21 protein-coding genes and 1 pseudogene are annotated in these 26452 nt (G+C 57.2%); 5 read left to right on the top strand and 17 right to left on the bottom strand.

What is annotated here, in order from left to right; translation table 11 throughout:
• Positions 1-4 precede the first annotated feature (4 nt).
• The 5 genes from Q1W70_RS19640 to Q1W70_RS19660 all read right to left on the bottom strand — a co-directional run bounded on the left by Q1W70_RS19640 (position 5) and on the right by Q1W70_RS19660 (position 6801).
• Entirely contained in the window at positions 5-1516 is a 1512-nt protein-coding gene (locus tag Q1W70_RS19640; RefSeq protein WP_367186789.1) for an LTA synthase family protein, read from the bottom strand.
• A gap of 7 nt (positions 1517-1523) precedes the next feature.
• Positions 1524-2300: an SDR family NAD(P)-dependent oxidoreductase gene (locus tag Q1W70_RS19645; protein ID WP_166589962.1), complete on the bottom strand. Its 777-nt coding sequence runs from the start codon at positions 2298-2300 to the stop codon at positions 1524-1526.
• Positions 2297-3613 carry a capsule polysaccharide biogenesis protein gene (locus Q1W70_RS19650; protein ID WP_182341176.1) on the bottom strand — a complete coding sequence of 439 codons (1317 nt, stop codon included), beginning with the start codon at positions 3611-3613 and terminating at the stop codon, positions 2297-2299. The genes Q1W70_RS19645 and Q1W70_RS19650 overlap by 4 nt, the downstream gene beginning before the upstream one ends.
• The gene (locus Q1W70_RS19655; protein WP_436799867.1) at positions 3553-5376 is read right to left on the bottom strand and encodes a capsule polysaccharide biogenesis protein; all 1824 of its coding nucleotides are present in this window, start codon (positions 5374-5376) and stop codon (positions 3553-3555) included. Before Q1W70_RS19655 ends, Q1W70_RS19650 begins: the two co-directional genes overlap by 61 nt.
• A 384-nt stretch (positions 5377-5760) precedes the next feature.
• Positions 5761-6801: a phosphotransferase gene (locus tag Q1W70_RS19660; RefSeq protein ID WP_302097786.1), complete on the bottom strand. Its 1041-nt coding sequence runs from the start codon at positions 6799-6801 to the stop codon at positions 5761-5763.
• Positions 6802-7039: 238 nt separating this feature from the next.
• Between Q1W70_RS19660 and Q1W70_RS19665 the strand changes: the two genes are divergently transcribed.
• Entirely contained in the window at positions 7040-7972 is a 933-nt protein-coding gene (locus Q1W70_RS19665) for a KpsF/GutQ family sugar-phosphate isomerase (protein ID WP_182341168.1), read from the top strand.
• A 145-nt stretch (positions 7973-8117) separates the two neighbouring features.
• Here the strand turns inward: Q1W70_RS19665 and kdsB are convergent, their stop codons facing one another.
• The 11 genes and pseudogenes from kdsB to Q1W70_RS19720 all read right to left on the bottom strand — a co-directional run bounded on the left by kdsB (position 8118) and on the right by Q1W70_RS19720 (position 20201).
• Positions 8118-9404: a 3-deoxy-manno-octulosonate cytidylyltransferase gene (gene kdsB, locus Q1W70_RS19670; RefSeq protein ID WP_302097787.1), complete on the bottom strand. Its 1287-nt coding sequence runs from the start codon at positions 9402-9404 to the stop codon at positions 8118-8120.
• A gap of 31 nt (positions 9405-9435) precedes the next feature.
• A complete protein-coding gene (gene kdsA / locus Q1W70_RS19675; RefSeq protein WP_182341164.1) occupies positions 9436-10278 on the bottom strand; it encodes a 3-deoxy-8-phosphooctulonate synthase in 843 nt (280 codons plus the stop codon).
• Positions 10275-11813, bottom strand: a complete 1539-nt coding sequence (locus Q1W70_RS19680; protein ID WP_182341161.1) for a hypothetical protein — start codon at positions 11811-11813, stop codon at positions 10275-10277. Before Q1W70_RS19680 ends, kdsA begins: the two co-directional genes overlap by 4 nt.
• Before the next feature lie 38 nt (positions 11814-11851).
• On the bottom strand, positions 11852-13588 hold the full coding sequence (locus Q1W70_RS19685) for a capsular polysaccharide export protein, LipB/KpsS family (protein ID WP_302097788.1): 1737 nt from the start codon (positions 13586-13588) through the stop codon (positions 11852-11854).
• A complete protein-coding gene (locus tag Q1W70_RS19690; protein WP_182341154.1) occupies positions 13585-14565 on the bottom strand; it encodes a glycosyltransferase family 4 protein in 981 nt (326 codons plus the stop codon). The genes Q1W70_RS19685 and Q1W70_RS19690 overlap by 4 nt, the downstream gene beginning before the upstream one ends.
• A gap of 120 nt (positions 14566-14685) precedes the next feature.
• The gene (locus tag Q1W70_RS19695) at positions 14686-15777 is read right to left on the bottom strand and encodes a polysaccharide biosynthesis/export family protein (RefSeq protein ID WP_182341150.1); all 1092 of its coding nucleotides are present in this window, start codon (positions 15775-15777) and stop codon (positions 14686-14688) included.
• Positions 15770-16876 (bottom strand): KpsE/RkpR family capsule polysaccharide export protein, encoded by a 1107-nt coding sequence (locus Q1W70_RS19700; RefSeq protein WP_166589949.1) that lies wholly within the window; start codon positions 16874-16876, stop codon positions 15770-15772. Before Q1W70_RS19700 ends, Q1W70_RS19695 begins: the two co-directional genes overlap by 8 nt.
• Positions 16877-16925: 49 nt before the next feature.
• The gene (locus Q1W70_RS19705; protein ID WP_182341146.1) at positions 16926-17579 is read right to left on the bottom strand and encodes an ABC transporter ATP-binding protein; all 654 of its coding nucleotides are present in this window, start codon (positions 17577-17579) and stop codon (positions 16926-16928) included.
• 10 nt (positions 17580-17589) lie between these two features.
• On the bottom strand, positions 17590-18381 hold the full coding sequence (locus Q1W70_RS19710) for an ABC transporter permease (RefSeq protein WP_232534544.1): 792 nt from the start codon (positions 18379-18381) through the stop codon (positions 17590-17592).
• A 914-nt stretch (positions 18382-19295) separates the two neighbouring features.
• Positions 19296-19529: pseudogene (locus Q1W70_RS19715) on the bottom strand (arsenical resistance protein ArsH); the annotation flags it as partial.
• A gap of 183 nt (positions 19530-19712) precedes the next feature.
• Complete coding sequence (locus Q1W70_RS19720) at positions 19713-20201, bottom strand: hypothetical protein (protein ID WP_166589946.1); 489 nt, start codon at positions 20199-20201, stop codon at positions 19713-19715.
• Between the two features lie 174 nt (positions 20202-20375).
• On the opposite strand from Q1W70_RS19720, the gene Q1W70_RS19725 reads away from it, so the two are divergent.
• Positions 20376-21041 (top strand): ribonuclease T2 family protein, encoded by a 666-nt coding sequence (locus Q1W70_RS19725; RefSeq protein ID WP_302097792.1) that lies wholly within the window; start codon positions 20376-20378, stop codon positions 21039-21041.
• 93 nt (positions 21042-21134) lie between these two features.
• On the opposite strand, the gene Q1W70_RS19730 is transcribed toward Q1W70_RS19725, so the two are convergent.
• Positions 21135-21767 carry an HAD family hydrolase gene (locus tag Q1W70_RS19730; protein ID WP_178117376.1) on the bottom strand — a complete coding sequence of 211 codons (633 nt, stop codon included), beginning with the start codon at positions 21765-21767 and terminating at the stop codon, positions 21135-21137.
• Between the two features lie 204 nt (positions 21768-21971).
• On the opposite strand from Q1W70_RS19730, the gene Q1W70_RS19735 reads away from it, so the two are divergent.
• The 3 genes from Q1W70_RS19735 (at position 21972) to Q1W70_RS19745 (ending at position 26287) form a co-directional block, all read left to right on the top strand.
• Positions 21972-23540 carry a sensor domain-containing diguanylate cyclase gene (locus Q1W70_RS19735; RefSeq protein WP_166589944.1) on the top strand — a complete coding sequence of 523 codons (1569 nt, stop codon included), beginning with the start codon at positions 21972-21974 and terminating at the stop codon, positions 23538-23540.
• Positions 23541-23723: 183 nt separating this feature from the next.
• The gene (locus Q1W70_RS19740; protein WP_166589943.1) at positions 23724-24554 is read left to right on the top strand and encodes an arylamine N-acetyltransferase family protein; all 831 of its coding nucleotides are present in this window, start codon (positions 23724-23726) and stop codon (positions 24552-24554) included.
• A 209-nt stretch (positions 24555-24763) separates the two neighbouring features.
• Positions 24764-26287, top strand: a complete 1524-nt coding sequence (locus Q1W70_RS19745) for a nucleobase:cation symporter-2 family protein (RefSeq protein ID WP_166589942.1) — start codon at positions 24764-24766, stop codon at positions 26285-26287.
• Positions 26288-26452 lie beyond the last annotated feature (165 nt).

Below are 26452 nucleotides of genomic sequence, written 5' to 3' on the forward strand. Positions count from 1 at the left end.
GGACTCAGAGGACCTGCGCCGCAACCGTCGGCGTGCGGGCCTGATGGGCGCAAGCGAGCAGTTGGCTGGACAGCGCATCGACGCGGATCGTCTTGGGACTGGCACTGCTCTGGTGACGGTTGGACCAGATCAGGTAGTCGGTGTCGCCCGCTGGCGCGCCAACGGCTTGGTACACATGGGGCAGGATCGGCACGTGGTCGCCAAAGAAACACAGCAACGCCTCGCGCGGCTGCTCGAGCAAGGTGGTGCGCAGTTGCCCGAGCATGCGGTCGGCGTTGCTGATGTGCCGCAGGTAGGGGGCCAGGTCGTCCATGCCGGCCAGCAGCGGACGGTCGAACCAGTTCGGCAGTTCGCTGGCTTCGACGGTCTCCAGGTGCAGCGGTCCGTGGTTTTCCATGGTCACTGCGTGGATGAACAAGGGTTGGGTGCGCGCCGGGTCATCGAGCAGTTCGCGGATCTTGTCGGCCACTGCGCAATCGCCAATGAACGGTCCGGCCTTTTGCGAATCGTTGAAGGCGCGGACATCGATGAATTCGTCGAAACCCAGGGCCGGCAGCACTTTGTTGCGGCCATAGAAGCTGCCGTCGTAAGGGTGCACGCAGATAGTGCGATAGCCCTGGGCCTGGAGGTGGGCGGCAATACTCGGCAGGCCCTGGCGGGCCAGCACCCGGTACGGGTTGAAGCGGTGCACGCCGAGGCGGTCGCCGGGAATGCCGGTCAGGTAGGCAAATTCGGTGCGCACGGTGTTGGCGCCCCAGGCGGCGACTTGCAGTTTGCCGCGGGCCAGGGATTCGCCGGCGAGGCGGTCGTACTCGCTGAGCACCTGGGTTTTCACGCCGGGCCACAAATCGCGCACGTCAAAAAACGATTCGCTTTGCACCGATACCAGGTCGGGTAGGGCAGTCGCGGGTGTGGGCGAAGGGGCTTTGCTGAATGGCGAACCCAGGGTGGCTGGATCGACGGTGGCGCGGGCGGCCCAGTAGTAGCCCCATAGGCTTCCTGCCAAGCCCCACCGTCGCACGTCGGCTTCGGCGTCGAAAGTCGGCGCGCTACGGCGGCGGTGGCCGAGGTGCAGCAGGAGCAACCCGGCTAATCCGAGCCAGAGCGCGCTGCTACGCCCCCCCGCGACTTCGGGCTCGAACGTCAGCCCGGCCCACAGGTATACGAGGAAACCGATTGCCAGCAACGCGGCCTTGCCGACACCGAAGAACGGCAGGTACAGCCGCGGGAAGCGCACGGCATCGCTGAAGTACTCGAAGTCGGCGCACACGAACGGCTCGCGCAGGGAGTGGTACTTGGCGTTACTGACCATCACGATCAACAGCCACAGCAGCAGGACGTTGATTGCGCTGAACAGCGGGCGAGCGGTCAGGGCGTAGAGCACGGCCAGGCTCACGCACCACAGGCCGGCGTGCAGCCACCAGTTGCCCAGCGGTCGGCGCAGGTTCGGGCGGGGGATCAGCAGGCGTTCGATGAACACGGTGAGGAGCAGGCCGACTACCGCAGCCTGAAGGATGGACAATTCACTCACTGTAATTCAGACCACGCAGGATGAACGAAGAAAGGCGCTGGGGAATCACCCCCAGCAACCAGGTGCCGAGGTTCAGCGGGAACGGGAAACTGATGCGCCCCTGGTTGGCGGCCAGTCCGCGCTTGATGCGTCGTGCGGCTTTTTCGGCGGTCCACAGGAACGGCTTGGGGCCGGGCATCTCAAAGCACATTTTCGATTCGACATAACCCGGCAGGATCACGTTGATCCGCACGCCCTCTGGCGCGAGCCAGTCGCGGATGGCCTCGCCGTAGACCCGAATCGCTGCCTTGCTGGCGCTGTAGGTCGGGGTAACCGGCAAGCCGCGCCAGCCGGCCAGGGAGCTGAACAGGGCGATCTGGCCGTTACCGCGCGCCCGCATGGCCGGCAACGCCGCTTCCACGGTAGCCAGGGCGGCCATTACGTTGACTTCCAGCAGGGCGCGGCTGTCGTCCCAGCACTCGGCTTCGCCGTTGCTGCCGACAGCCGTGTTGAGGCCGGCACCGACCAGCACCAGGTCCGGTTGCTCGGCCTCGCTGACCCGCCGGACCATGGCGCGCAAAGCGTCCAGATCACGTACATCGAGGGCTTCGAGCAGTACCCGGGCACCGAGGGCGCGGCATTCGCTGGCCATCTCCTCAAGGCGGTCCATGCGCCGGCCTTGCAGGATCAAGGTCACGCCCGGCGCCGCGTAGGCGGGCGCCAGGGCGCCGCCGATGCCGCCCGTGGCGCCGGTGATGAGGATGCAGCGGGGTGAAGACGGGTGCGTCATAAGAAGTTTTCGATTCTCGAAGTTTTAGCCAGCAACACGTCCAGGCAGTTGTTCACCGCCATGTCGATCCCGCAGCCGGTGTAGAAGCCGCCATTGATCTGGGTTGTGTGGATCACGGTATTGCGAAAATCCCGGAACAGCGCCATGTCCGGCGCTTCGTGATGGCGCCAGAAGTCGTCGAGGCTGCCCTGTTGGGTCAATCCCGGCATGGCGTAGATCGGGTTGGCGAGGGTGTAGGTCGGGCGCTTGTGCAGCAGCGCCGAGGCGCCTGCGGTGCTGTTGACCGTGATCATCCCGGCGATGTGCGACAGCAGAGTCGGCATGTGGCCGCTTTGCAGGAAGTCGACCCGGTCGGCCACGCCGTACTGCTTGGCCAGTGCCTGGGTGATGCGGTGATAGTTGACCAGGCCGGGGGTCAGCGGATGGTTCTTCACCAGCAAGCGTGCCTCGCCGGGGGCAAAGGCGGCGAACGAAGCAATGACATGGTCGATGACTTCAAACATGTTGGCGAACGCCGAGTGATCCTTGATTTGCGCATCGCTGTCCAGTTGCAGCGGCAGCAAAAAGGTCGGGTGGCGTTCACGGGCGACTTCGGTCACCAGCGCGTCGTCACGGCGTCCGGCGAACAGCAGGCGCACTCCCTGGCGAATGAAGCCGGCGTATTCCTTGGCCGCATTGAACGGGGCGTGGGTGCGGTAATGGGGGAAGCACAGTTTGTTCAGCGCGCCGCCGCTGTGGTAAAGCACGTCATGCGCGGCACGGGCGACAAACGACAACTTGAACGGATTGCCATTGTCATAGCGCGGGACGTTCTTGCCGACCTCGCGGTACCAGTCCGGGTCGCGGGGCAGCAGGGAGTTGTTGTTGACCCCGTCGCGCTCAAGGGTGATCCAGTAGGGGCGGAAGTAGCCTTCTTCGAACACGTGAACACGAATACCCAGGCGCCGAGCCAGGGCGATGGCGGGGCGATGCACCGGGCGGCAGTCACCGAACAGCACCAGGTCGGTGATGTCGAGGTCGTGAAAGCGTTGGCTGTAGAACGATTCGAGTTCGTCGGGGCGCGCCGAAAACCCATGGCGCGAGCCGGCGCTGTACAGCACATCACCGACGTTGAAGTTGATGCTGTGCACCCGTTGGCCGATCGCCCGCAGGGCCTTCGCCAGTCGCGCGAAGAACGGCGAGCTGACGCCCTGCAGGAACAAGAAGCTGTTGTGCGGCTGAGGCGGAAGAGGGCGATGGGGCGCCTGCGCCTTCAGCTTCTCAGGCGACTGATGCCTAATAAACTGCTCAAGCGCTGTTTCAATTCCTGCCATCTGGATGGTGCTCCTGGCTGCGGTAAAGCGTGCCAATTCTGTAATTCGTAAAGAGTCTGTTCAGCGGTGGTAAAGCGGTTGGTGATGCGGCTGACATAGGTGGGGTAGAGCAGCAAGGTGCCGGCCACCAGTTCATCGAGGTTCAGCCGGCGCATGCGCCTGGCCTGTACTTCGGGTTGCAAGTCCTGATCCCGGGTCAACCCCCAGCCGGCATAAAACGGCTGGCCATAGGTGGTCACCGGCACGCCGCGCAGCAAGGCTTCGAAACCCGATTGCGAGGTCAGCACGTGAACCTCGTCGACCAACTCCAGCAGTTGTTGCAGCGGTGTATCGCCAATCACTTCGTCGCACCAGTTGACGGTCTGGGCTTCGTCGTCGCCACGGGCACGAGTACCGGCCAGTACTTCGGGGTGCGGCTTGTACAGCACCCAGGCGCCGGGGTTCTGCTCGCGCACCGCCTGCAATAATTGCAGGTTGCTGCGGATGCGATTCGCGCCAAAGCGAATGGACGCATCGCCCTCCACCTGGCCGGTTACCAGGATCACTCGTTGTGCTGCCGCGGGGCGCTGCCAGGCATTGCCGGGCAAGTTGTATTTGGTCAGCCCGGCGCTGCAGATGGCTTCGCGCAGGGCTCGTGCCCGGGAAACCAGCGCTGGGTCAAAGCACTTATTGAGCAAGATGTGTTCCAGGCGCGAGGTGCGCGTGGCGTCGTAATAGATGCCCAGGTCATCCACTACCCAGGAGAGCGGGCGGGCCTTGCCGGCACCGAGGCCAACCGAGCGCAGGAATCCATCCTCCACCCGACTGACCGGATGCGAATGTCTCGTTAGGTCGCCGTCATGCTTACAGCCCCAGGACACCACCGCAAGACGTGAGTCCAGTGGTTGTTCGGCTTTGACAAACTGAATGGCACAACCATCAAAAAACAGCTTCACCAGCGGCTCTTTCCAACGACTGAAGCCGAGCATCTGGACGGACTCCGGCAACGCACTGCGATGGCGACGCTGTAGCCCGAGCCAGTTCATCAGCACTTCAGGTGTGCAAGGCTGGCCGGTTTCAGGGCTGATATAACGCGGATAGCGCACCAGGCTGGCGTGTATCAATTGCGCAAGGCTGACTGGCTGGCGCCGTGATGGTGCAGGCAGACGATCCTCGGTCAGCCCCCAGCCGGCGTAGAACGGCATGCCCCAGGTGTGCACGGGGACATTCCACAGCAAGGCATCGAAGCCCAGTTGTGACGTCATCACATACACGGCGCGCATACGCGGCAGCAGTTCGGCGGGGTGGACATTTTGTGCCAGCACTTGCACTCGCGGATGGTTGGCCAGTGCTGCCAGGTCGAAATGCCCGCGCTTGCGTCCGGCGACCACATCCGGATGGACCTTGAGCACAATAGTACTGGCGGGGAAGTGCGCCAGGGCTGCTTCGAGCATGGCGCTGAAATCGGCGGCAGTGGCTCCTTGCAGGGACGCATCGGCAAAGGTCTGGTCGGCCACCAGCACGCAATCGGCGGGGAGTTCGAGGTGGGTGATACGTGCGTCGTTGTATTTTGACACTCGCTGCTGCTGCCACAGTTGTTGCAGCGCGATGGCTCGCTCGGTCTGGATTGAATCCAGTGGCTCGCCGATAAGTTGTTCTAAGCGGGAGGGTGTGCTGGAGTCATAATAAACACCTATGTCGTCGACTATCAGGGACAGTGGGGGGGCGTCGGCACCTAACCCCATCGAGCGTAGAAAACCATCCTCCAGTGTGACAATAGGCATTTCCGCTTGAACTTGCTCTCGCAATAATTTTCAATGCGCTAGGTTTTCTTCCCCACGCCATTAGGTAGTCCGCTCGACGAATAGCACGCAAGCCGCCGTGCAGCAGCACGTATTCAGGCAGCAACGAGGGGAGAGTGGCGATGCGCTGGGCGCCCTTGGAGAGGACCAGCAAACGCGGGCGGGGAGAAACGTCGTCCATAACGTGGAGCGCAGATCCGTTCGATTAATTGGTTATGGAAGTGTTTACGTTGGATGCTTCCACCGTTAACAAATTCGCGGGGATAGTAATACAAATAAATAATTGAAGAACGGGCTTTTGGACGAATAACTATACGAATTTAGTAAAATGTTTGATTGCATTATGCCATCTTTTTGTGCGAAGGGTTAGAGTAAACTGAGCAAGTAATCATATTTCTGACGAAGCAGGGGCATACGCTCCTTCTCCTGATACTCGGCGATAGTCTCCGGCCGCAGGCAATGGAATAGGGCATTGAGCAGGAACATGTAGTGTAGATTGCGCAGTGCCTCGTCAGCGTCCAAGTCTTCAGGCAATGCGGCGTGATAAGTATCGAGGAACTGCTGTTGCGCGGCGAGAAACAGCGACATGTCCTTGCGGCGGAACAAGCTCCCTAAGTAGGCCCCGCCATCAAACCCCACGCGTCCAACCTTGACTTCGCTCCAGTCGATCAACTGCAGTTTTGCGCCATCGACGAAAAGATTTTTGCGTAGGTAGTCCATATGGCTAATGCAGCGTGGGCTGAGGCGTGCGGCTCGGCCGAGGCGGGCCACCAAGGGCTCGAAAGCTTTGAATGAATTGGTTAGACCGGTAAAACGCTCATCTGCCTGGGCTAGCCGTTCGAGTTCAGGCAGGTAGCGAGCGAAATTAAATCGCGGGCGTAGTAGAAACCAGGGGCGGTAGAAATCCATGCACCAGTAGAGGGGCGCCTGGTGCAGAGGACGAGAATTGATATAGCGATGACTGAGGCTTTCCAGTTCGGCGATGCCTAGTGCCAGTTGCGGGGCGATAGAGTGCATGCGCGGCGGCTTGCCGCTGACGAAATCGGTAAAGATCAAGCTTTCCCAGGGGGTTTCGATAATCCCCAGGCAAGCCGGGTAGTGGAATTGTTCGCTGCCCTGGAGCATATCCCCGGTCCGATAGAAGCGCGCTTCCTGGCTACCGATAAAAGCCACTTTGCGAATGGACTTTTCCACCAGATCTAGGGTCTTGCCATTGCTCGGGTCGATCAGGCGATGGTGTCGCACGTAGTTGACGAATGAGGCGTTGGAGGCCAGGTCTTGACTGCTGATGGATAGCGGCTCATTGCCCCAGTGAGGCAGTAGCGTGCGTAAGTGTTGCTCCAGAGTCCCTTGTTGCCAACGATAGAGGGTTCTGCGGCCATGCAGGGGGTGTAGATCCATTTTCATAACTTCAACTTAGGCAAGAGCCGTATGTCCGATTTGTAGCGGTTTTGGTAACAGTATGCTGCGTGATACAGATCACTGATTCAACGAAAAGTTTACTAAAAACGCCGCCGCTGTGGCTTGGGGCGGCATTAAACTGGTTAAATCCCACTGCGTGCAGGATTGGGACTTTGCTAAATGTTGCAAAGACCTTAAAATTCGCCGCTTAACACTACGTAGTTTTCAGGGACGAAAGTCAAACATGAATCACCTCGCTATCGCTAAAGAAGCCCTCATTGCCCAGGCGCAGGCTGTCACTCAGATGGCTGCTCGCCTGGATGGTGAGTTCCAGAATGCTGTCGAGCTGATCTTAGGTTGTAAAGGTCGTACCGTGGTCTGTGGTATGGGCAAATCCGGCCTGATCGGGCAGAAAATGGTTGCCACCTTCGCCTCCACCGGCACCCCGAGTTTTTTCCTGCACCCAGCCGAAGCCTTTCATGGCGACCTGGGCATGCTCAAGCCGATCGACGTGGTGATCCTGATCAGCTACAGCGGCGAAACCGAAGAAGTGATCAAGGTGATTCCAAGCCTGAAGTCTTTCGGTAATAAAATCATTGCGATGACCGGTAACGGTAAATCGAGCCTGGCCAAGCATGCCGACATCTGGCTGGATATCTCCGTCGAGCGCGAAGTGTGCCCGAACAACCTGGCGCCGACCACCTCGACCCTGGCAACCATGGCCATGGGCGATGCCCTGGCAGTTGCCTTGATCGAGGCCCTGCAATTCAAGCCGATGGACTTCGCACGCTACCACCCCGGCGGCAGCCTGGGCCGTAAACTGCTGACCCGCGTCAGCGACGTGATGCACACACCGGCACCGATCGTGACGCCGACCACCAGCTTTCACGACTGCCTGATGGTCATGACCCAAAGCCGCATGGGCCTGACGGTTGTGATGGACGACGGTGTTCTGGTCGGCATCGTTACCGACGGCGACTTGCGTCGTGCGCTGCTGGAAGACGAAGGGGTGATCCACACCACAGTAGGTCACTTCATGACCGCCAAGCCGCACACCATCAAGGATGATTCGCAACTGGCTGAAGCCGAAGCCTACATGCTTGATAACAAGATCCGTGCCCTGGCTGTGACCAATCACGAAGACGCAGTAGTTGGCGTGGTCGAAATCTTCGACTGATCGTGTCGCCGGTGCAAAGTTCGGGGTCAACACGGCCCCCAACTGCCTTATCGAGCGTCCAAAAAAACGGTAGGAGCCAGCTCCTACCGTTTTTTTCGTTTCAGCGAGTTGATCGAGCTATTGCTCGACTCCGCTCGTTCATCCACTACTGTGCCATCTTCGCCATCACCTGCGCATAACCTGCCGCAGTGCCGAGCACGGCATCCTTGCCCTGAGCAAACAGAATGGCGTCCGCGACTTCACGGAACGCGCCAGTACCGCCTGCTGCGTTCAGGGTGTGGGTGGCCGCAGCCTTCACGTACACCGGCGCATCCGCCACTGCAAAGGACAGGGCGCAGGCCGCAAAGGCCGGCAGGTCGATGCAGTCGTCGCCGATGCACGCGGTGTGCGCGGCGCTGACGCCAGCTTCGGCCATCAGTTGATTGCAGGCGGCCTGCTTGTCCTTGACGCCGAACTGGCAGAGGGTGATGCCCAGGTCAGCCACGCGCTTGCGCAGCGTCGCCGAGTCGCGGCCGGACAGCACCGCCACGCGCACACCATTCTCTTCCAGCAGGCGCATGCCCATGCCGTCGCGCACATGGAAGCGCTTCAGGCATTCGCCGGTGGCATCGTAATAGATGCCGCCATCGGTCAGCACGCCATCGACGTCGGTGATCACCAGGCGCACATCGTTGAGGGTAGGCTGTGGCGCTGGCGCCTGGCCACTCATGATTGCTCGCACCTGCTCCAGGCACTCCGGCGTATCGACACCCGGGCCGGTGGGTTCAACCAGATACGCACGAATGCAATAACCGGCCGCCATCAGTCGCAGTTGTTCGAGTTTCTCGGCGTGCTCGAGCATCGGTTGTGGCAGGCCGCTGTAGTCGGCCAGCACTTCGCGACGATAGCCATACACACCTACGTGCTTGAGGTAGTGCGCGACTTCGCCATCCCGTGGGTAGGGGATCGGCGAGCGGCTGAAATACAGGGCATTGCCGTTATTGGCCAGCACCACCTTCACGGTGTTCGGATTGCCGGCTTCGTGCGCATCGATCGGGTGGCACAGGGTGCCGACCTTCACGTCTGCATCGGCGAGCATGCCAGCGGCAAGGGCTTCGATGTCGGCCGGACGTACCAGCGGTTCATCACCCTGCAGGTTGATGTAGATGTCCGCATCGACCTGGGCCATGACTTCGGCCAGGCGGTCGGTGCCGGACGGATGGTCCGGCGAGGTCATCACACATTCACCACCGAAAGCACGCACCGCTTGCGCGACCCGCTCATCGTCGGTGGCGACCACCACAACCTGGGCGTTGGCCACTTGCAGGGCGCGTTCGTAAACGTGCTGCACCATCGGCTTGCCAGCAATGTCGGCCAGCGGCTTGCCCGGCAGGCGGGTCGAGCCATAGCGGGCCGGAATGACGATCGCGACCCGTTGTTCTGTACTTGCCATGTTCACAATCCTTGCTTCAAGAGCCGCTGTTTCAGGCAATGTTCAGCGGTGCGAACGATTTGATCAGGTCATCCAGGGCCTTGATCTGTGCCAGGAACGGCTCCAGTTGGTCCAGCGGCAGGGCGCTTGGGCCATCGCACTTGGCCTGGTCCGGATTTGGGTGAGCTTCCAGGAACAGACCGGCCAGGCCAACGCCCATGCCAGCACGCGCCAGTTCGACCACTTGCTCACGACGACCACCGGACGCAGCACCCGACGGATCGCGTTGCTGCAGGGCGTGGGTCACGTCGAAAATGATCGGCAAGTCTTCGCAGGTGCGCTTCATCACGCCAAAACCGAGCATGTCCACCACCAGGTTGTCATAACCCAGGCAGGTGCCGCGGTCGCACAGGATCAACTGGTCGTTACCGGCTTCCTTGAACTTGTGCACGATGTTCTGCATCTGCGACGGGCTCAGGAACTGCGGCTTCTTGATGTTCACCGGCTTGCCGGTCTTGGCCAGGGCCACTACCAGGTCAGTCTGGCGCGCCAGGAACGCAGGCAGTTGCAGCACGTCGGCGACTTCGGCAACCGGAGCGCACTGATAGATCTCGTGGACGTCGGTGATTACCGGCACGCCGAATTCAGCTTTGACCTTTTCGAAGATACGCAGGCCTTCTTCCATGCCTGGGCCGCGGTAGGAGTGGATCGAAGAGCGGTTGGCCTTGTCGAAGCTGGCCTTGAACACGTAAGGAATGCCCAGCTTCTCGGTGACGCGCACGTATTCGGCGCAAGCGGTCAGGGCCAGGTCCAGGGATTCCAGGACGTTGATGCCGCCGAACAGGACGAAGGGGGCGTTGTTGGAGCATTCGATGGTTGGAGTAATTTTGATCATTTTTTTATCTCAGAGAATCCCATTGGGAAGTAACCGATTGTCAAGCAGATATTTTTTATTTTGACGACTTTGCTTTTTCCGTCTGAAGCTAAATTGAATCGAACGAATAATTTGTCTTTATGGCCTTTATTTACCGATAGGAACTGCTCGAAAACGACGAGCTGCGTCCATTCACCAGGTACGCTTTTTTCAGAGTTCTTGTGATGATATCCAAAATTTCCAACACCACCAAGCGTAATGGAGGCTTCACCTTGCGAGCTAAATACGTCTGCAGTGAAGGTCAGAAATTGACCTGCTAAGGTGTTTAGTTTCACTGGCTTTGTGACGCTGGAGTGCAAATAAATATTCGTATCTCGTGGGTCTTGCACATCGATTTCAATTTGGCCCTGTTGGCCGTTTATCGTAATTGTTGACTGTGACTTGTTCCGTAGCTTCCAGTGATCATTAATGAAAAAATCATCAGTTGAAGAGCTAATTTCGCCTGCTGTGTTTAGGTAGTGGGATTCTATGAGGTTGTATTTTTTATTATATGTTGGTGTGACTAATTGCCAAGAGGTTTTATTGAGGTTGCATGTTGTGCCTGAAAGCGAGCTTCCGCGATAAAAACCGGTGTTGTTGAAGAAAATCGGAATGTTGGTTTCTTTGTAGTCATGGCGATACTGCCAGAGTGCGCCTTTATTGGGTGCGCATAGCGATCTGAAGGGGTCAAAACAATTAGTGTTTTCTCTTTCTAGGCGTAGGGACCTCCTTAGATTCTTTGCGTCGGTTGTTATTTTTTCGGTAATGGATGAAAGGTCTGGCTTGGTTCGTAGAGCAAGTAGTACGTTTATTAAGTCGTAAGTATAGTCGGCGCTATTTCCAAGATTAAGGACATGTGACTCTATGTTTATCGTGTGAACGATAAGTTTCTTTTGATCGGGCTGTGCGTTGGTGAACAGCTTTGCATTGATTACATCTATGTCGTCATGTCCGTGAATTAAGTAAATTGCGGAATTTTTCCAAGTGTTATGGACGATGTCTTCGATCTTCGTATGGTTCCCATTCAGGTTGTCGATGTGCTCAATAAGTTCTGGCCAGGCGTAATTTTTTGTGATGTCTAAGTTTATTTGTGGGTTGAACGCAATTGCGTTCAGGTCAAGTTTCAGCGCGTGCAAAATTGCGCCGTATCCTGACATGGATGATCCGAATAGAAAGGTGTTTTCTGGTTTGTAGTTCTTGATGTAATGTGAGATGACGCGCTGAAAGCTCTCTCCATTATCTCGATCAAGATACCATGTGTTGTTTGGGTCGGTGATGAATAATAAATCACAAATTTGGTTTTCTGTGAAGGAGCGAAGAGCCATATATCTATCACCATGATTGTGGGTGCTCATGACAATCAATAGCTTTTCAGTGTGTTGTTCGCCGTCCAGTCTTGCGTAGAGAACCTTTTTTCCTGAGGTGGTTTCCTCATGCTGTTTAACAAACACTAATAGGTCGTGCGCGCCCGTCACATTATGATCTCTTATAGTTAGTTTGGGCGGGTCCAGACGCATTTGCTTAAATATACTCTGGCGCCCGCTCCAGTATCACTTTATTTTTTTCTCGAAAAGCTCATTCTTTTTGGAAAGAAAATATGCATCCAATGAATTCGCTTATTCTTCGAATCTGAAAAGAATTTTTTTGGTGTCCTGCGGAATTTTTCCCATTTTTTCTTGGATTTCTCAGCTTTCTCGGCAACCTCTCCAAGTGTTGCGGGAATCATTTGTGGTGCTGGTGCTGGTGCTGGTGCTGGTTTGACAGCTGGTGCTGCTGCCGCTGCTGGAGCTTTTACAGCGGGAGCGGGTGCTGCGGGTGCTGCGGGTTTTGCGGGTTGCGGCTTAGTTGCTGCGGGCTTCGCAGGCGCAGGTTTTGGTGCTGCCGCAGGTTTGGCTGGTGCAGGCTTCTCTACTACTGCCCCAGGTACAGTTGGCTTCACCAAAGAAACGTGGGATGGTAGCTGGAAAATGCTTTTAAGCTGAGCCTTTCCTGATGGAAAGGCAGAGACAAGTGAGCGCTGTAGAGTTCTCAGCAGAAAAGTCTCATACTGACGATATTCAGTAATTCCAAGTCGGCTAGGTACTTTTCCGGCTAATAGATCCTCTATGAAATCATCAATCTGGTCGGTACGGTAGTCGGAAGTAAAACCCTTATCGCCATAAAAGGCATTGCCGAATTGTATGGGTTGATAACCCTCAAATGCTGCCTCAAGCAGGGCTTGTGAGTTGATCCCTGATATATAATCAACCTGCTTGAATAGCGACTTGATGTTAAAGTCTTCTATCAATATCAAGCGGTCGTTCGCGGCTGCAATATAAGGTGTTGCGTCATATTTTCTACAAAGGGTTTCTAGGGTTAGAGCGGAGGTAATGTTTTTCTTTTTCTGCTCCCATGGGTGAGACTTGAATATGATGTTAAAATCAGTTTTTCTAAGCAGTTTGTCGATTAGCTTCGAGTAGAAGGCGATCGTATTCATGCCGGTGCCATTATACTCAAGGACAGAGAAGTCGTTGAGAACTTGTCCTGTAATCAGTAGCGTTGGCTTGCCGTTTTTGAAAAGTTTAACGTTTGTTTCTTTAGGTTGGCTAACATTTTTGTTTTTTGCAGATACAACCTTGTTAAGTGCTTTGTTGCGTTCGCGGTCGCGTTCGTCGGCAGAGATTTTTGGCTCAAGTGACTTGTAATATGCTTGGTATTTAAGGTTTGAGTTGTTGGCAATAGGCTCGTACTTTTCTTCTGTGTAGTTGTCGTTTCCTGTGAAGAAACTTTCCAGTACAAATGGTCGTGCGGTATGGGTGCGCGTGAACTCAAGTAAGGCTCTGGCGTAAACAAGACTGCCCGAAAAAACCAGTACGAATTTCGGGTTGTGGCGCTTGAGGATAGTGGCCCAATAATTAATCCAGTGTATGGCGGCAGCCATGTTCCAGAGTACGAGGTCTCTGTGGCTGGACAGTAGAAGGGTGAGTAGTGTTTTTAAGTCGCTTGGTAGCGTCTGGTCGCGGAGGTCTTCTGATGTGATTGCCAGTGAAAGTATCTCGGCGCGAGCGACTTTAAATGCGTTGATCTGAAAGACGCTGTATTCAAAAAGCTGCGAGGATGTCATGTCCTTTAAGAGGTTGTAGTGCTCTGTCAGCTTATCTTGAAAGGGTGTGTAATCTCCGAAAGCGCTCATCCACTCTCGGTACTCGTTGTTGACAATTACAGTCGCTTTGGCGTCATGTAGATAGTCGAAAAGGCTGCCAAAGTTTCGGGTGTGAATGTGTACCGGGTCCGCGATAAGGAACTTGCTCATGCAAATGCTTCCATTGCTTTGATAATTGAATCCTGCTTTCCTTTAAGCAGATTAACGTGTTGCTTCATGTTCATGATGATCGAATCTTGCCAGGTGATTAGGTTCTGGCTAGGTGTTTGGCTTGAGTGAAGCATATTCGAATAAATATTGTTCTCGTTGCTGGCCAGGCGATTGATGGTTTTTGCGTCTTCAGCCGGATCCATTGTCAGGTAGATTCCGTGACGGCCATTCTCAATTAGGTCCGGAACCATGCCAATCGGATTGGAAAGGACAGGGACACCCATTGCGGCAGCTTCAGGGATGTTGGCGGGGCCACCTTCGAAGTAGCTAGTCATCAGGAGTGCATCAATGCCGCGGTAGGCATCAATTAGTGTTGCGTATGGAATTCTCTCATACACTTCCGCTTCAAATCCTAAACTTCTGAATACGCGACCTTCTTCAGATCTTCCATCGCCAACAAGAAAAAATTCTATCAATGATGGATCTAAGCGTTTGGCAAGTTCAAATAGGAATGCTTCACCCTTTACCTTTCTCCCATATCTTTTGGATACAACAGCAAGGGTGAATTTATCTCGTTTGATTCTACCTTTGGTTCGAGCACTATCTATCAGGTGGTGATTGTAGCCGTGAGGAACGACGCATGTGTGGTGAATGCCACATTCTGCCAGTTTCTTCTGTTGGAGTGTGTTCAGGCAGATAACCATGTCAGCTTCGCGATAGCGATCAAGGAACGCATTGATCGAAAGCCATCCATCAGGGTCATTCAGGTCGTGGTGAACAGTAACGACGCAGGGTGAGATCAACTTATCTTCTAGGTGTGGGCGGTGATAATGGCGAACGTGTGCGCCGATCACCGGTTTTTCACTAATTATCTGTTCTGCGATACCGTCTGTGTAGCGGGAGAAATAACTAAATATATCTTCGAAAATCCCGCTGTGAACATTGTTGGATGTAACGTGGTTTATGATGATAGTCATTTCGAGTTTTCGGCCCTGAAAATTCGTGATTTAAGTTGTAATGCTGGTAAGTCAGGCATCTATTTCAAGAGGGGCAGGGTTAATCAGGACGGTCATCCTGATCCCCTGACTGAGTTTTATTTACTTGTAAGCGCCAACTGCGCGTCCTAATAGCATCGTCTGTACGACTGGCGAGATGACTTTTTGCCATTCATAAATTGCCGCGTTGGTCACGTAGATCGTGTCGTCCGGTTTGATCATGATCTGGCGGGCGTAGAAAACGGCTGCCGGGTCACGCATGTCCAGACGTAGGACCGTGGGTTTCGGATTGGTTCCTTCACCCATGCGAAATACAAATACGCCTTCTGGGTTGGCATTGGCTTCTCTCAGGCCGCCGACGCTGCCCAGTGCATCGAGCAAGCTGGTGTTTTGCGCTGGTAGGTCCTTGAGGCCAGGTTCGCCGACGGCGCCCATGGCAACAAAACGTTGGCGGGCACGGTCCAGGACAACTTCCGAGTTTGGACGCAGCACCATGTTGTTGCCGGCAAGTACGTCTTCGTAGTTGAACTGCTGTACCTGGCTGCCGGTGCGCACGGTGACGTTTACCAGGTGCGGCTCCATCACCGGGCCGCCCGCTTGGTTAACCGCATCCAACAAGGTCAGGGGGCCTTGCAAGGTGCTGAATCGACCGGGGGATTTGACGGCGCCGGCTACCAGTACCGAACCCGACAGGTCGCCCACCAGTTCGACATGGGTCTGCACGTCGGTGGTCACGCCCTTGAGTTGCTTGCGGATCATCTCCTCAACCTGGTTGAGGGTCATGCCGGCAACGAACTGACGACCCACGTAAGGCAGGGAGATCATGCCCTGGTCATCAATGCGGGTCTTCAGTTGGGTGCCGCCGCTGGAGAGCGGGGCAAACAATGCCGAACCTTCTGGAGCGTTGTCGGTGATCAGTACGTTCAGGATGTCTCCCGCCATCAGGCGCGCGGAGGGCGCAACTGGCTTGGCGATGGAGGCTTGCACCGGACGCACGGCGCCACGCATGTACGGGCCGATGGTGTTGGCGTTGATTTCGACCAGGTTGTAAGACTCATTCTTGGTTTCGATATCACCCTTGTACGGGCCTGCGCCCGACAATGTGCCGCCGCATCCGGCCAGGCCCAGGCTTGCCAGGGCCAGCGCCGCCAGCTTCAGTTTGAATTTTGGTGGGACAGCAAGGGATTTAATCACGATGATCCTCGATCGAAGCCAGGATGAAGCGGGTAATGCCGTACAGCATGAGCAGGCCAAGCAAGATCGTTGCCAGGTTATACAAGCGCTCTGGGTACAGGGCGAGTTGTGGCGTGTTTGGGCTGACTACGGTGACCAGGGTGCGGATCTTTTTGCTGGCCTCGATGCGGGCGTTGTCGAGGGCGGCTACCGCGGTCTTGTAGCTTTCTTCGGCAATGCCGGCGTCCAGTGTCAATTGCTGGAAGCGCGAGGCAACGACGTTCAGTTGTGAGCCGCCCGGTGACGAGACCAGCAGGCGTTTTTCCTTGGCCAGTTGCTGGGTGATGGCATTGACCTTTTGCTTTTGCTGTTTCACTTGAGGCGAGTCAGGGCGCAGCTTGAACTGCATTTCGGTGAGGATCGCCTGCTCTTTGGTGTACTGGCTTTCCAGGTCGGCAATGATGGTGGCGCGGCTCTGTGCGGTGTTGGCACCGTCCAGTACTTTGTTTACGTTCTGGAAGTCCAGCAGTTCTGTCTTGCGCTCGGCGTAATTGATTCGCGCGGTTTCCAGCTCGCCTTTGGCAAAGGTCATTTGCTCACGGGCAATGCTGTGGCTGACTTCGTTGACGAAGTGCTCGCTGGCCTCGAGGATGGTGCGCAGCATCTGTTCCGAGAGTTCCGGGGTAAAAGCTTGCACCTCAACCCGCAGCAGGCCGGTGGTTTCGTCGTAGTGAGCTGAAACCATGCGCTGGTAGTACTTGAGCAGGTCTTCGCGCTCTGCGTCCTTGTTCAGCCAGAAGAAGATGTCGCTGCGCTGGGCGGCGTACTGTTCGACCCAGTGCAGGCGCTCTTCGAGCAGCAGCATCATGTCCATCGACACAATGTATTCACGCAGGTAGAGGGTTTCCTCCCGGGAGGCCGGGTTGGTGCCGGTGAGTAGAGTAGCCAGCCCCGGCACTGCAGCGCCTTGATTGCCACCGTCCTGGCGGACGACTACCTGGGCGGAGCTGACGTAGCGGTCAGTGGCGAACACGCCGTAGTAAATGGCTGCCAAGGCCAGTGGCAGGATCACCAGGCCGATTGCCAGGCGCCAGCCCTTGAGTTTACCCGTACTGCTCATATGTGATGCATCCTTGAAATGGAACGGTGCTGCGATATAAGGGGGGTTATCAGGTGTTATAGGCCTTGATGCCTTCGGCGACGTCTTCGTAGATCTGAATGCCGCCATCGCGTACCAGCAAGACTATGTCGCAAAGCTTTTCGATCTCCGGCATGGTGTGGGTAACCAGCACGACTTTCGATTGCTGCAGTTTTTGCTGGAATACTTCTGCGCATTTGCGTTTGAACTGGGCGTCGCCCACCGACATTACTTCGTCGATCAGGTAGTAATCGAAGTCGAAGGCCATACTCAGGCCAAAGGCCACGCGAGACCTCATCCCAGATGAGTAAGTCTTGATCGGTTCATCGATCCAGTCGCCAATTTCGGCAAACTCCTGGACGTAACGAACCTTCTCGCGCATGGCTTCGCCTTCAGCTCCGTAGATCCGCGAGACGAACTTTATGTTGTCTCGGCCGGTCATGCTGCCTTGAAAACCTCCCGACAAACCCACAGGCCAGGAAATGCTTTTGTCGGTCACGATGGAGCCTGAGTCTGGGATGTCGGCACCGCCAAGCAGGCGCATCAGTGTTGACTTGCCCGCACCGTTTCGGCCGATAAGACCAATGTTTTTGTCTGGCGGAAGGGACAGCGACAGGTTGCGAAACACATACCGACGCCCTTTGGGGGTTAGGTAGGATTTGGTGACGTTCTTAAGCTCGAACACGGGCCTGTACTCATCCGTTCTTCGTGGAAATCAGGTGCAAACGACGGGCGCGGTAACTGCCCAAGGCAATGAACAGCAAAACCACCGTGAACGTAATTACATACGCTTCAGAGACGCCATCAACTGGGGTGTAGTGGGGCAGAACTTCGGCGCGAATCAATTCGACCAAATGGAGGAACGGATTGAGCAGCAACAATGGCATCATCGCTTGCGGCAGGTAGGCGGCTGGCATCAGTACGCCTGAGATGAAGTACAGTGGAAAAAATGCCATGCGTATGACGAGCTTGAGGCTAGGCATGGCATGGGTTAGGAGTGCGAGCAACATACCCAGACCAAAGGCAAAGCACAGTCCCAAGCCCAGGGTAGCCGCCCACTGGATTGGATCGCTTACCGTCATGTCGAAACCAAACCAGGCAAAGCCGAACAATAGAATGGCATAGACCGTAGCGCTGATGCAGGCTTCCACCAGCGCGCGCGCTACGTATGTGTCCAGTGGCTTGATCTGTTTATAGGCAAATAATGATCGGTTCTCTCGCAGGCTATCCATCAGTCGCAGGGCGATGTTGCGATAGAGTAGGAAGGGGGCCATGCCTACGAGGATAAATACTGGATATTCAACGCCTGCCACGGTGCGGCCACGAATCAGGGTGAACAGGAGGGTAAAAATCAGTAGATGGCAAATCGGCTCGATTAGCGTCCAAACTGCCCCCATGCGCCGCTCACCAAAACGGGCTCGGGCTTCGCGTAGCACCAGGGCAAAGATGACCGATTTTTGAATCTGGAAGGAGGAGCGAGGCTTCAAGATATTTACCGCACAGCAAAGCGGCGCGATTGGGCGCGCCGGTGAATTCATTTCAGGAAATGCCCGGGTCCCGCGCGCTGATATGGGGATTTGGGCGGCTTCCGTGCTCTAAGGGCGGGAGATTAATCGCTGGGCGGTCTTAGCGTCAAGTAAGAATCCTTCCCTATTTCCTACATTCACAGTCCTATTCCCTGCGCATAATTCTTACGTCCGCCTCAGATGTAGCCTGTATTGAATCAGCATAGGTCCGACAAATGACAGTTTGATATTAGGCCCTTCGGTGATATCACTAGGCTACTACTTGGCTGTTGTTCGCAATTATTTGTACCGGGCTTGGAACTTGTACAAGGGAGAGTGAACTTTATATACATCAACTCATTAGAGGCATTGTTTACAGCTGTGGCGGAGGATTGGATACGTCTACCGCTAACAAGCTTGATTCGTATGATTGTGCAAGCGGAAAAATTCCCGAATTCCTGGCCTGTGATGGTGCCCGCTGACCATCGTGGGAGCCTGGTTCATTGCAGCATTTCGGCAGTCTGCTCGATCAGTCATCGGGTCGATTCTATGATTTGATCACCCAGGCAGCCCGCGTCCGGGAGGGATTGATTTATCGGAGGGGGGAGGCGATTTGCAGTCTGTAGTCCGGCTGGGCATTCAAGTCTCTGTGCAATTGGAATGCTGATATGCCTTAAGTGAAGTTGGGACGCTTGTACCATTGCGGTTGTCGTTTCTCTATCCTGGGGCTTTCAGAGGCGCGGAGTGTGCTTGCGCAGTCTTGGCGAGTAATACGGGTGCAATGATGGACCGAATATAGGGGCGACACTCGTATTGGCGCTCAAGCAATAGCCCTCTATACATACTGACTCCTACTACGACCAGGTGATTTGCTTAATCCAATTGCTATCTCGTCCCTAAATCCCCCGCTGATTAACCCGCCCACTCAACTCCCGCGCAGTCTCCCAGCGCTCTGAATACCGATCCACCAGACCTGGTCGATCGCGCAGCAACATGAACTTCACCAGCTCTTCCATCACATCCACCACTCGGTCATAGAGCGCCGAGGGTTTCATGCGGTTGTGCTCGTCGAACTCGAGGAGGACTTTGGGCGCGGAGGGCAGGGAACCACCGGAGACTTGCATCACGGCCTGGCTTTCTGGCCATCGCATCTTCTCTATGGTGCGTAGGCCGTGATCATGACCGGCGCTACAGGCGGATTATCGAATACAAGGTAAAGCGCGGAGGTGGATCTTTATCGATGGTGCGCCGTCGGCTGAAACCAAAAGGGCGACCTTGGTGGGTCGCCCGCGCTTGTGCAGTGGTGGGAGCCGTCAGAGCTCCAGCCCTTGCTCGATCACTGAGAGGAAGTTCAGTTCGTCCAGCGCCACCGGCGTGGGGCGTGGTTGTCCGGTGCGGGGCACGGGCTGGATTTGCCATACGGGCTCGGCCATGTCGTTCTCGGTGCGGCGGATGTACAGCGCCTGGCCTTTGCCACGGATGTCGACCTGGCCCGTACCGCCGATGGTGAAACGGGCTATGGGGTCGAGGGTAATGGTGTTGTGGTTGCCCTCGATCTGCAACTGGTCGATGGCGTAGTTGAAGGTCTCGCCGGATGGCAGGCGCTCGAACACGCGGGTCGGCACTCGGCGGATGTTGAGGCCGGCGTGGGTCAGCGGCTCCAACCAGGTTTCCAGTTGGTGGTACATGTCATAGACCTGGCTTGGCCAGTGCTCAATGGCCAGGTCGGCGCGGGCCTCGGCGTCCACACGGGTTTTTTGTTTTTGCTTCAGTTTCGTGGCGAGTTCGTCTGCCTTGCTCATTTCGATTCCCTATCGTGTGTTCAGAGTGGTCTGCGTTTTCAAGGTACTGCAGTTGAGCGAGTGATTGCCAGTCGCTGGCACTCCCTTGATGCGGGTTGGAGAAGAATGTCTTCTGCTCATGCGCGGCCAGCCCTCACAATAGACCCATTGGATGTTCCGCTTTCAGGTGTGTGAATGAAACAACTGTCTGTATGGGTCCTGTTTGGTGTGCTGGCGATTGGCAGTGTGGTCCTGAGCAATACGCCGCAATCCTCGCGCAACAAACAGCAGAACGAGTCGGCGTCGGGGGTGTTCGACTATTACCTGCTGGCGTTGTCCTGGTCGCCGACCTTTTGCCTGACGCGCCCGGAAAATGCCCAGTGCTCGGGCAAGGGCTACGGGTTTGTGTTGCACGGGCTTTGGCCGCAATACGCCAAGGGTGGCTGGCCGCAGTCCTGCGCGCCGAATGCGCGGTTGTCGGCGGCCGAGCGGGCGCGGGGGCTGACGTTGTTTGTCACGCCGGCCTTGCTCAAGCATGAGTGGGCCAAGCACGGTACCTGCAGCGGGCTGGGTGCCATGGGCTACCTGGCGGCTGCGGACAAGGCGCTTGGTGCGGTGAAAATTCCTGAGCCGCTGCAGCCGTTGAGCAAAGAGGTGTACTTCTCAGCCCAGGACATCACGCAGATGTTTCGCCGCAGCAACCCCGGGATACCGTCAGACGGTATTGCAGTGATCTGTCGAGGCCCTGAGTTGTCGGAGGTGCGTGTGTGCATGGCAAAGGACCTGTCCTTCCAGGCGTGCGGCAAGGGGGTGAAAAACCAGTGTCGCTCGGGTGATATTCGAGTGCCGCCGATGCGTTGAGGGTCTGGGTGCGGTTTTTGTAGCCGCTGTCGAGCGAAGCGAGGCGGCTGCTACAGGTGCTTGGCAGTGCACAGTTGCTCGACACGACCATTTTTATAGGGGCAGGCCCAGGGCGGCGAGGTCTTTGCGCAGTTGTCCGGCGTTGCTGAACTGCAGCGCATGGAAACCTTCGCGGCGGGCGCCTTCGATGTTGGGGGCGTGGTCGTCGATAAACACGGCGTGGTGAGCTTCGAACTGGTAGCGCGATTTGAGCAGTTGGAAGATCTGTGGTGCGGGCTTGATGATGCCTTCGACGCCCGAGACCAGGATGCCTTCGAATTTGTTCAGGAAGGCGAAGCGCTCAAGGGCAATGGGGAAGGTTTCCGCCGACCAGTTGGTCAGGGCCAGCAGGCGCACTTTCTTGGCGTGCAGTTGCTCGAGGATCTCGACGGTCTCTTCCAGTGCGCCGTCGAGCATCTCTTCCCAGCGTTCGCGGTAGGCACGAATCAGTGTCTCTTGCGTCGGGTGGCGGGCGATGGCTTCGTCGATCGCTTCCTGCCATGAGCGCCCGGCGTCCTGGCGTTCGTTCCAGTCGGTGCTGCAGACCTCGGACAGAAAGGTCTCCATGGCCTGCTCGTCATCGCCAAACAACTTGCGGTAGAGGTTTCTCGGGTTCCAGCGAATCAGCACATTGCCCAGGTCGAAGACCACGGTGTTGATGTTGGGCACAAGGTCCTGATGATTCATGCGTTCCTCCATGGGCTACCGATCAGAGTGAAGGATTGAGCCTAGCAGAGCCCATGGAGGAACTGCCGGCATTGGCTGCGCGGCAAGTGTTTCCAGGTGTTATCGCGTTGTCGTGGTTTGCCCCGCGTCACCGCCGTAGGCTAAGCTTCGCCGATCGAGGGATCCGGGCATTTGCTCGCGCTTTACCCTTCAAGGATGATGCATTTGCCAACCCCCATTCACGACCCCCACGATACGCTCGGCGGCCCACTGAAGCGTTTACCCCTGCGCAAGGCGGCGGTGATCTTTATTGCGGCGGTGTGCCTGAGCCTGTGCGGCCTGTTGTACCTGCAGCTTGAGCAATCCCGAGAGCACGACTTGTCCCAGGCGCAAATCGCTTCTGTGAACCTCACGCGGGCGATGGCGCAACAGGCTGAGGATACCTTCGTGGCTGCCGACCTGGTGGTGACCAGCCTGGCCGACTGGATTCAGGCCGACGGCTTCGGCGTGGCGTTGACCCCGCGTTTGCAGCGCACCTTTGCCCGTCGGGTGCAGGCCCTGCAGCAGTTGCATGGGCTGTTTCTGTTCGATCGCCAAGGGCAGTGGGTGGTGACGTCCTTTGGTGAGTTGCCAACCCGGCAGGGCGTCGCCGATCGCGAGTATTTCAAGTTCCATCAACAGAACGCTTCGTTGCAGGCCCATATTGGCCCGGCGATCCGCAGTCGGCAGAACGGTGAGTGGATCATCCCGTTGTCGCGGCGAGTGAATGACCGCAATGGTCAGTTCCAGGGCGTACTGATGGCAGGGATCCGCATGGAGTATTTCGACCGGTTTTTCACAAGCTTCAGTCTTGACGACCGCGCCTTGATGTTTCTGGCCCTGGCGGACGGCACCTTGCTTTCGCGGCGGCCGGGTGCGGAGTTGCGCATTGGGGAGTCGCTGGCGCAAGGGGAGATCTTCCGGCATTACTTGCCGAATGCGCCCTCGGGCACCGCGATGATTCGTTCGCGGGTGGACGGTGAACTGCGGCTGTACGGCTACCAGCAACTGGACGCTTATCCGCTGGTGGTGGCGTCGGCCACCCCGGAGGCCGTGGTGCTGCGTGGCTGGTACGCCAACGCGGTGCAGTCCAGTGTCATCGTGGCCCTGGTGGTGCTCGGCGTCAGTCTGTTCGGTTGGGTGTTTGTGCTGCAGGTGCGCAATGGTGAGCGCATCGAGGCAGACCTGCGTGCGGCCCAGGAGCGCCTGGAAGTGATCGCGACCCATGACAGCCTGACCGGTCTGGCGAACCGGCGGTTGTTCGAGCGGGCGTTGCAGGTCGAGTTTGCCCGGGGCCTGCGCCAGCAAAGTCCGCTAAGCCTGATCATGCTCGATATCGACTACTTCAAGCGCTTCAATGACAGCTACGGCCACGTCGCCGGTGACCAGTGCCTGGCGCGGGTCGCCGGCGTGGTCAAAGGCTGCTGCCAGCGCCCGTCTGACCTGGTGGTGCGCTACGGTGGGGAAGAGTTTGCGGTGCTGTTGCCGGATACCGATATCGAGGGTGCAGTCGCCATTGCCGAGCGGATTCGGCACAGCGTCCGGGACGCCAATATTCTCCACAGCGGCGCACCTTCGGGGCAGTTGACCGTCAGTCTCGGCTGCCATGCCTTCGTGCCCAAGGACGGCGACAGCATTGAGTGGCTCATCGAGTGCGCGGATGCGGCGTTGTACCAGGCCAAGAACTTCGGCAGGAATCGCACGCAGGTGGCCTCTCGGGAGAGGCGTTCAAGCGATACCCATAGTCGGGGCTGAAGGCCTGGCGTTGCCGTTCGATGGTCTGCTTGATGGTCAGGCCGGGCGTCGCCTTTTTCTTCAGCGGGCCGATGAGGGAAATCAATTGTCGTTGCCAGTGGTGGCTGTCGTATAACTTTTGCCCATCGGCACGGCACTCGACCGCGCCGGCTCCGGTGCGCCTTCATGTCCAAGGAATCGCTCATGACCCCAACTGCGCTCGAATACATCGACCTGTACCTTCAGCGTCTTGGTTTTGCCACGCCACCCGCACCCACCCTGGAAACCCTGGCTGAACTGCAGCTAAGGCACACCAGCACTTTCGTCTTCGAAAATCTCTCGCCCCTGGCCGGATTGCCCGTGCCCCTCGACCTGCCCTCGGTCCAGCACAAAGTGTTGTTGGAGGGGCGTGGCGGCTATTGCTACGAGCTCAACAATCTGTACATGACCTTGTTGTTGCACCTGGGGTACCAGGTCCGTGGTATCACCGGGCGCGTGGTGATGAACGCCCCGCAGGACGCCTGGGCGGCGCGTACCCATCGCCTGACGCTGGTGACCCTCAATGGCGTGCGCTACATCACCGATGTGGGGTTTGGCGGCATGGTGCCGACGGCGCCGCTGCTGCTCGACACCGAGCAGGAGCAGGTAACGCCCCATGAGCCCTATCGCATCACCCGCGAAGACGAGAGCTACACCTTGCGCGCCAAGGTCGCGGACGAGTGGCGGGCAATGTATGTCTTCGACCTGCAGCGGCAGGGCGATATCGATTACGAGATTGGCAACTGGTATGTCTCGACTCACCCCCAGTCGCCGTTCCTGCAGCGTCTGATGGTGGCGCGGACCGGGGAGGGCGTGCGCCACACCCTGAACAATGGCAGCTATGCTGTGCATCGCCTGGGGTGCCCCAGCGAGCGGCGCGAGATCAGCGATGTGCAGGCGCTGATCGACGTGCTGCGCAGCGAATTCTCGCTCCAGGTGCCCGAGCATCCGGCACTGCGGGCGACCCTGGCGAGATTGATCGCCGCTGAGCAATAAGTACCGGCACGCGAAAAAAAGCTGATCGATCGATCAGCTATTTTTCGACCGGCGGTAAAGCCAGAAACGTGCGGGCTAGACGGTTGGAAGCGGGCTGGGGTGGATGCTTGTCCATTATGTGACTGACAAGTTGTATACAACTCTATGGACATTTGTCTTGGGTGTTGAATACAGTGTGCGCATAACAAAAACCCAGGGAACCCCCCACGATGAAAACGCCCTCTGTTTCACACCAACGGCCCGAGGATGAAAACCTCGGGGTCGGCGCGAATATGGCTTACGGCCTGCAACACGTTCTGACCATGTATGGCGGTATCGTTGCGGTACCACTGATCATCGGCCAGGCGGCCGGGCTTTCTCCGGCAGACATTGGTCTGTTGATCGCGGCATCGTTGTTTGCAGGCGGGTTGGCAACGCTGCTGCAAACCCTGGGCCTACCGTTCTTTGGTTGTCAGTTGCCGCTGGTGCAGGGCGTGTCGTTCTCCGGTGTCGCGACCATGGTGGCGATTGTCAGCAGTGGCGGTGAGGGCGGCTTCCAGTCGATCCTGGGGGCAGTGATTGCCGCCTCGTTGATCGGCTTGTTGATCACCCCGGTGTTCTCGCGGATCACCAAGTTCTTCCCGCCGCTGGTGACCGGGATTGTCATCACCACCATCGGCCTGACGCTGATGCCGGTGGCCGCGCGCTGGGCCATGGGCGGCAACAGCCATGCCGAAGACTTTGGCAGCATGGCCAACATCGGCCTGGCGGCCGTGACCCTGGTGTTGGTGCTGCTGCTGAGCAAGATCGGCAGTGCCACCATCTCTCGTCTGTCGATCCTGTTGGCCATGGTCATCGGGACCCTGATTGCAGTGTTCCTCGGCATGGCGGACTTTTCCAGCGTCAGCGAAGGGCCGATGTTCGGCTTCCCGACGCCGTTCCACTTCGGTATGCCGACCTTTCACTTCGCCGCCATCCTGTCGATGTGCATCGTGGTCATGGTGACCCTGGTCGAGACCTCGGCGGACATCCTTGCGGTGGGTGAGATCATCGACACCAAGGTCGACTCCAAGCGCCTGGGCAACGGCCTGCGGGCCGACATGCTGTCGAGCATGATCGCGCCGATCTTCGGCTCCTTCACCCAGAGCGCCTTCGCCCAGAACGTCGGGCTGGTGGCAGTGACCGGGATCAAGAGCCGCTACGTGGTGGCCACGGGTGGATTGTTCCTGGTGATCCTCGGGCTGCTGCCGTTCATGGGGCGGGTGATTGCCGCGGTGCCGACGTCGGTACTCGGTGGGGCCGGTATCGTGCTGTTCGGCACCGTGGCCGCCAGCGGCATTCGTACCTTGTCCAAGGTCGACTACCGTAACAACGTCAACCTCATCATCGTCGCCACCTCGATCGGCTTCGGCATGATCCCCATCGCTGCGCCGAACTTCTACGACCACTTCCCAAGCTGGTTCGCCACGATCTTCCATTCTGGTATCAGTTCGTCGGCAATCATGGCCATTGCGCTAAACCTGACCTTCAACCACTTCACCACCGGCAACTCCGACCAACAGTCGGTATTTGCCGCCGGTACCGAGCGCACCCTGCGCTTCCAGGACCTGGCTGCGCTGCGTGAAGGCGACTACTTCAGCGATGGCAAGTTGCATGACTGCGATGGCAATGAAGTGCCCGTGGTGGTGGAGAGCCATGGCCATGACGCGCCGGAACATCGACCTGCGCAGATCAAGAGTAGCGAGCACGTCTGACCGCAGTCACTGGCGATAATAGAGGCCGACCTGTTGAATAAACAGCTCGGCCTTTTTTGTGGTGTTGGATGGCTGTGTTGTGGGTAGGTGCGACGTACATTAAGTGATGGGGGCTTCCTACGGTATAAGCTGAACGTTGCGACTTTGTTGTCTTTTAAGTTCGGC

The organism is Pseudomonas kielensis, assembly GCF_030505375.1.
In the GTDB taxonomy this organism is placed as follows: domain Bacteria; phylum Pseudomonadota; class Gammaproteobacteria; order Pseudomonadales; family Pseudomonadaceae; genus Aquipseudomonas; species Aquipseudomonas kielensis.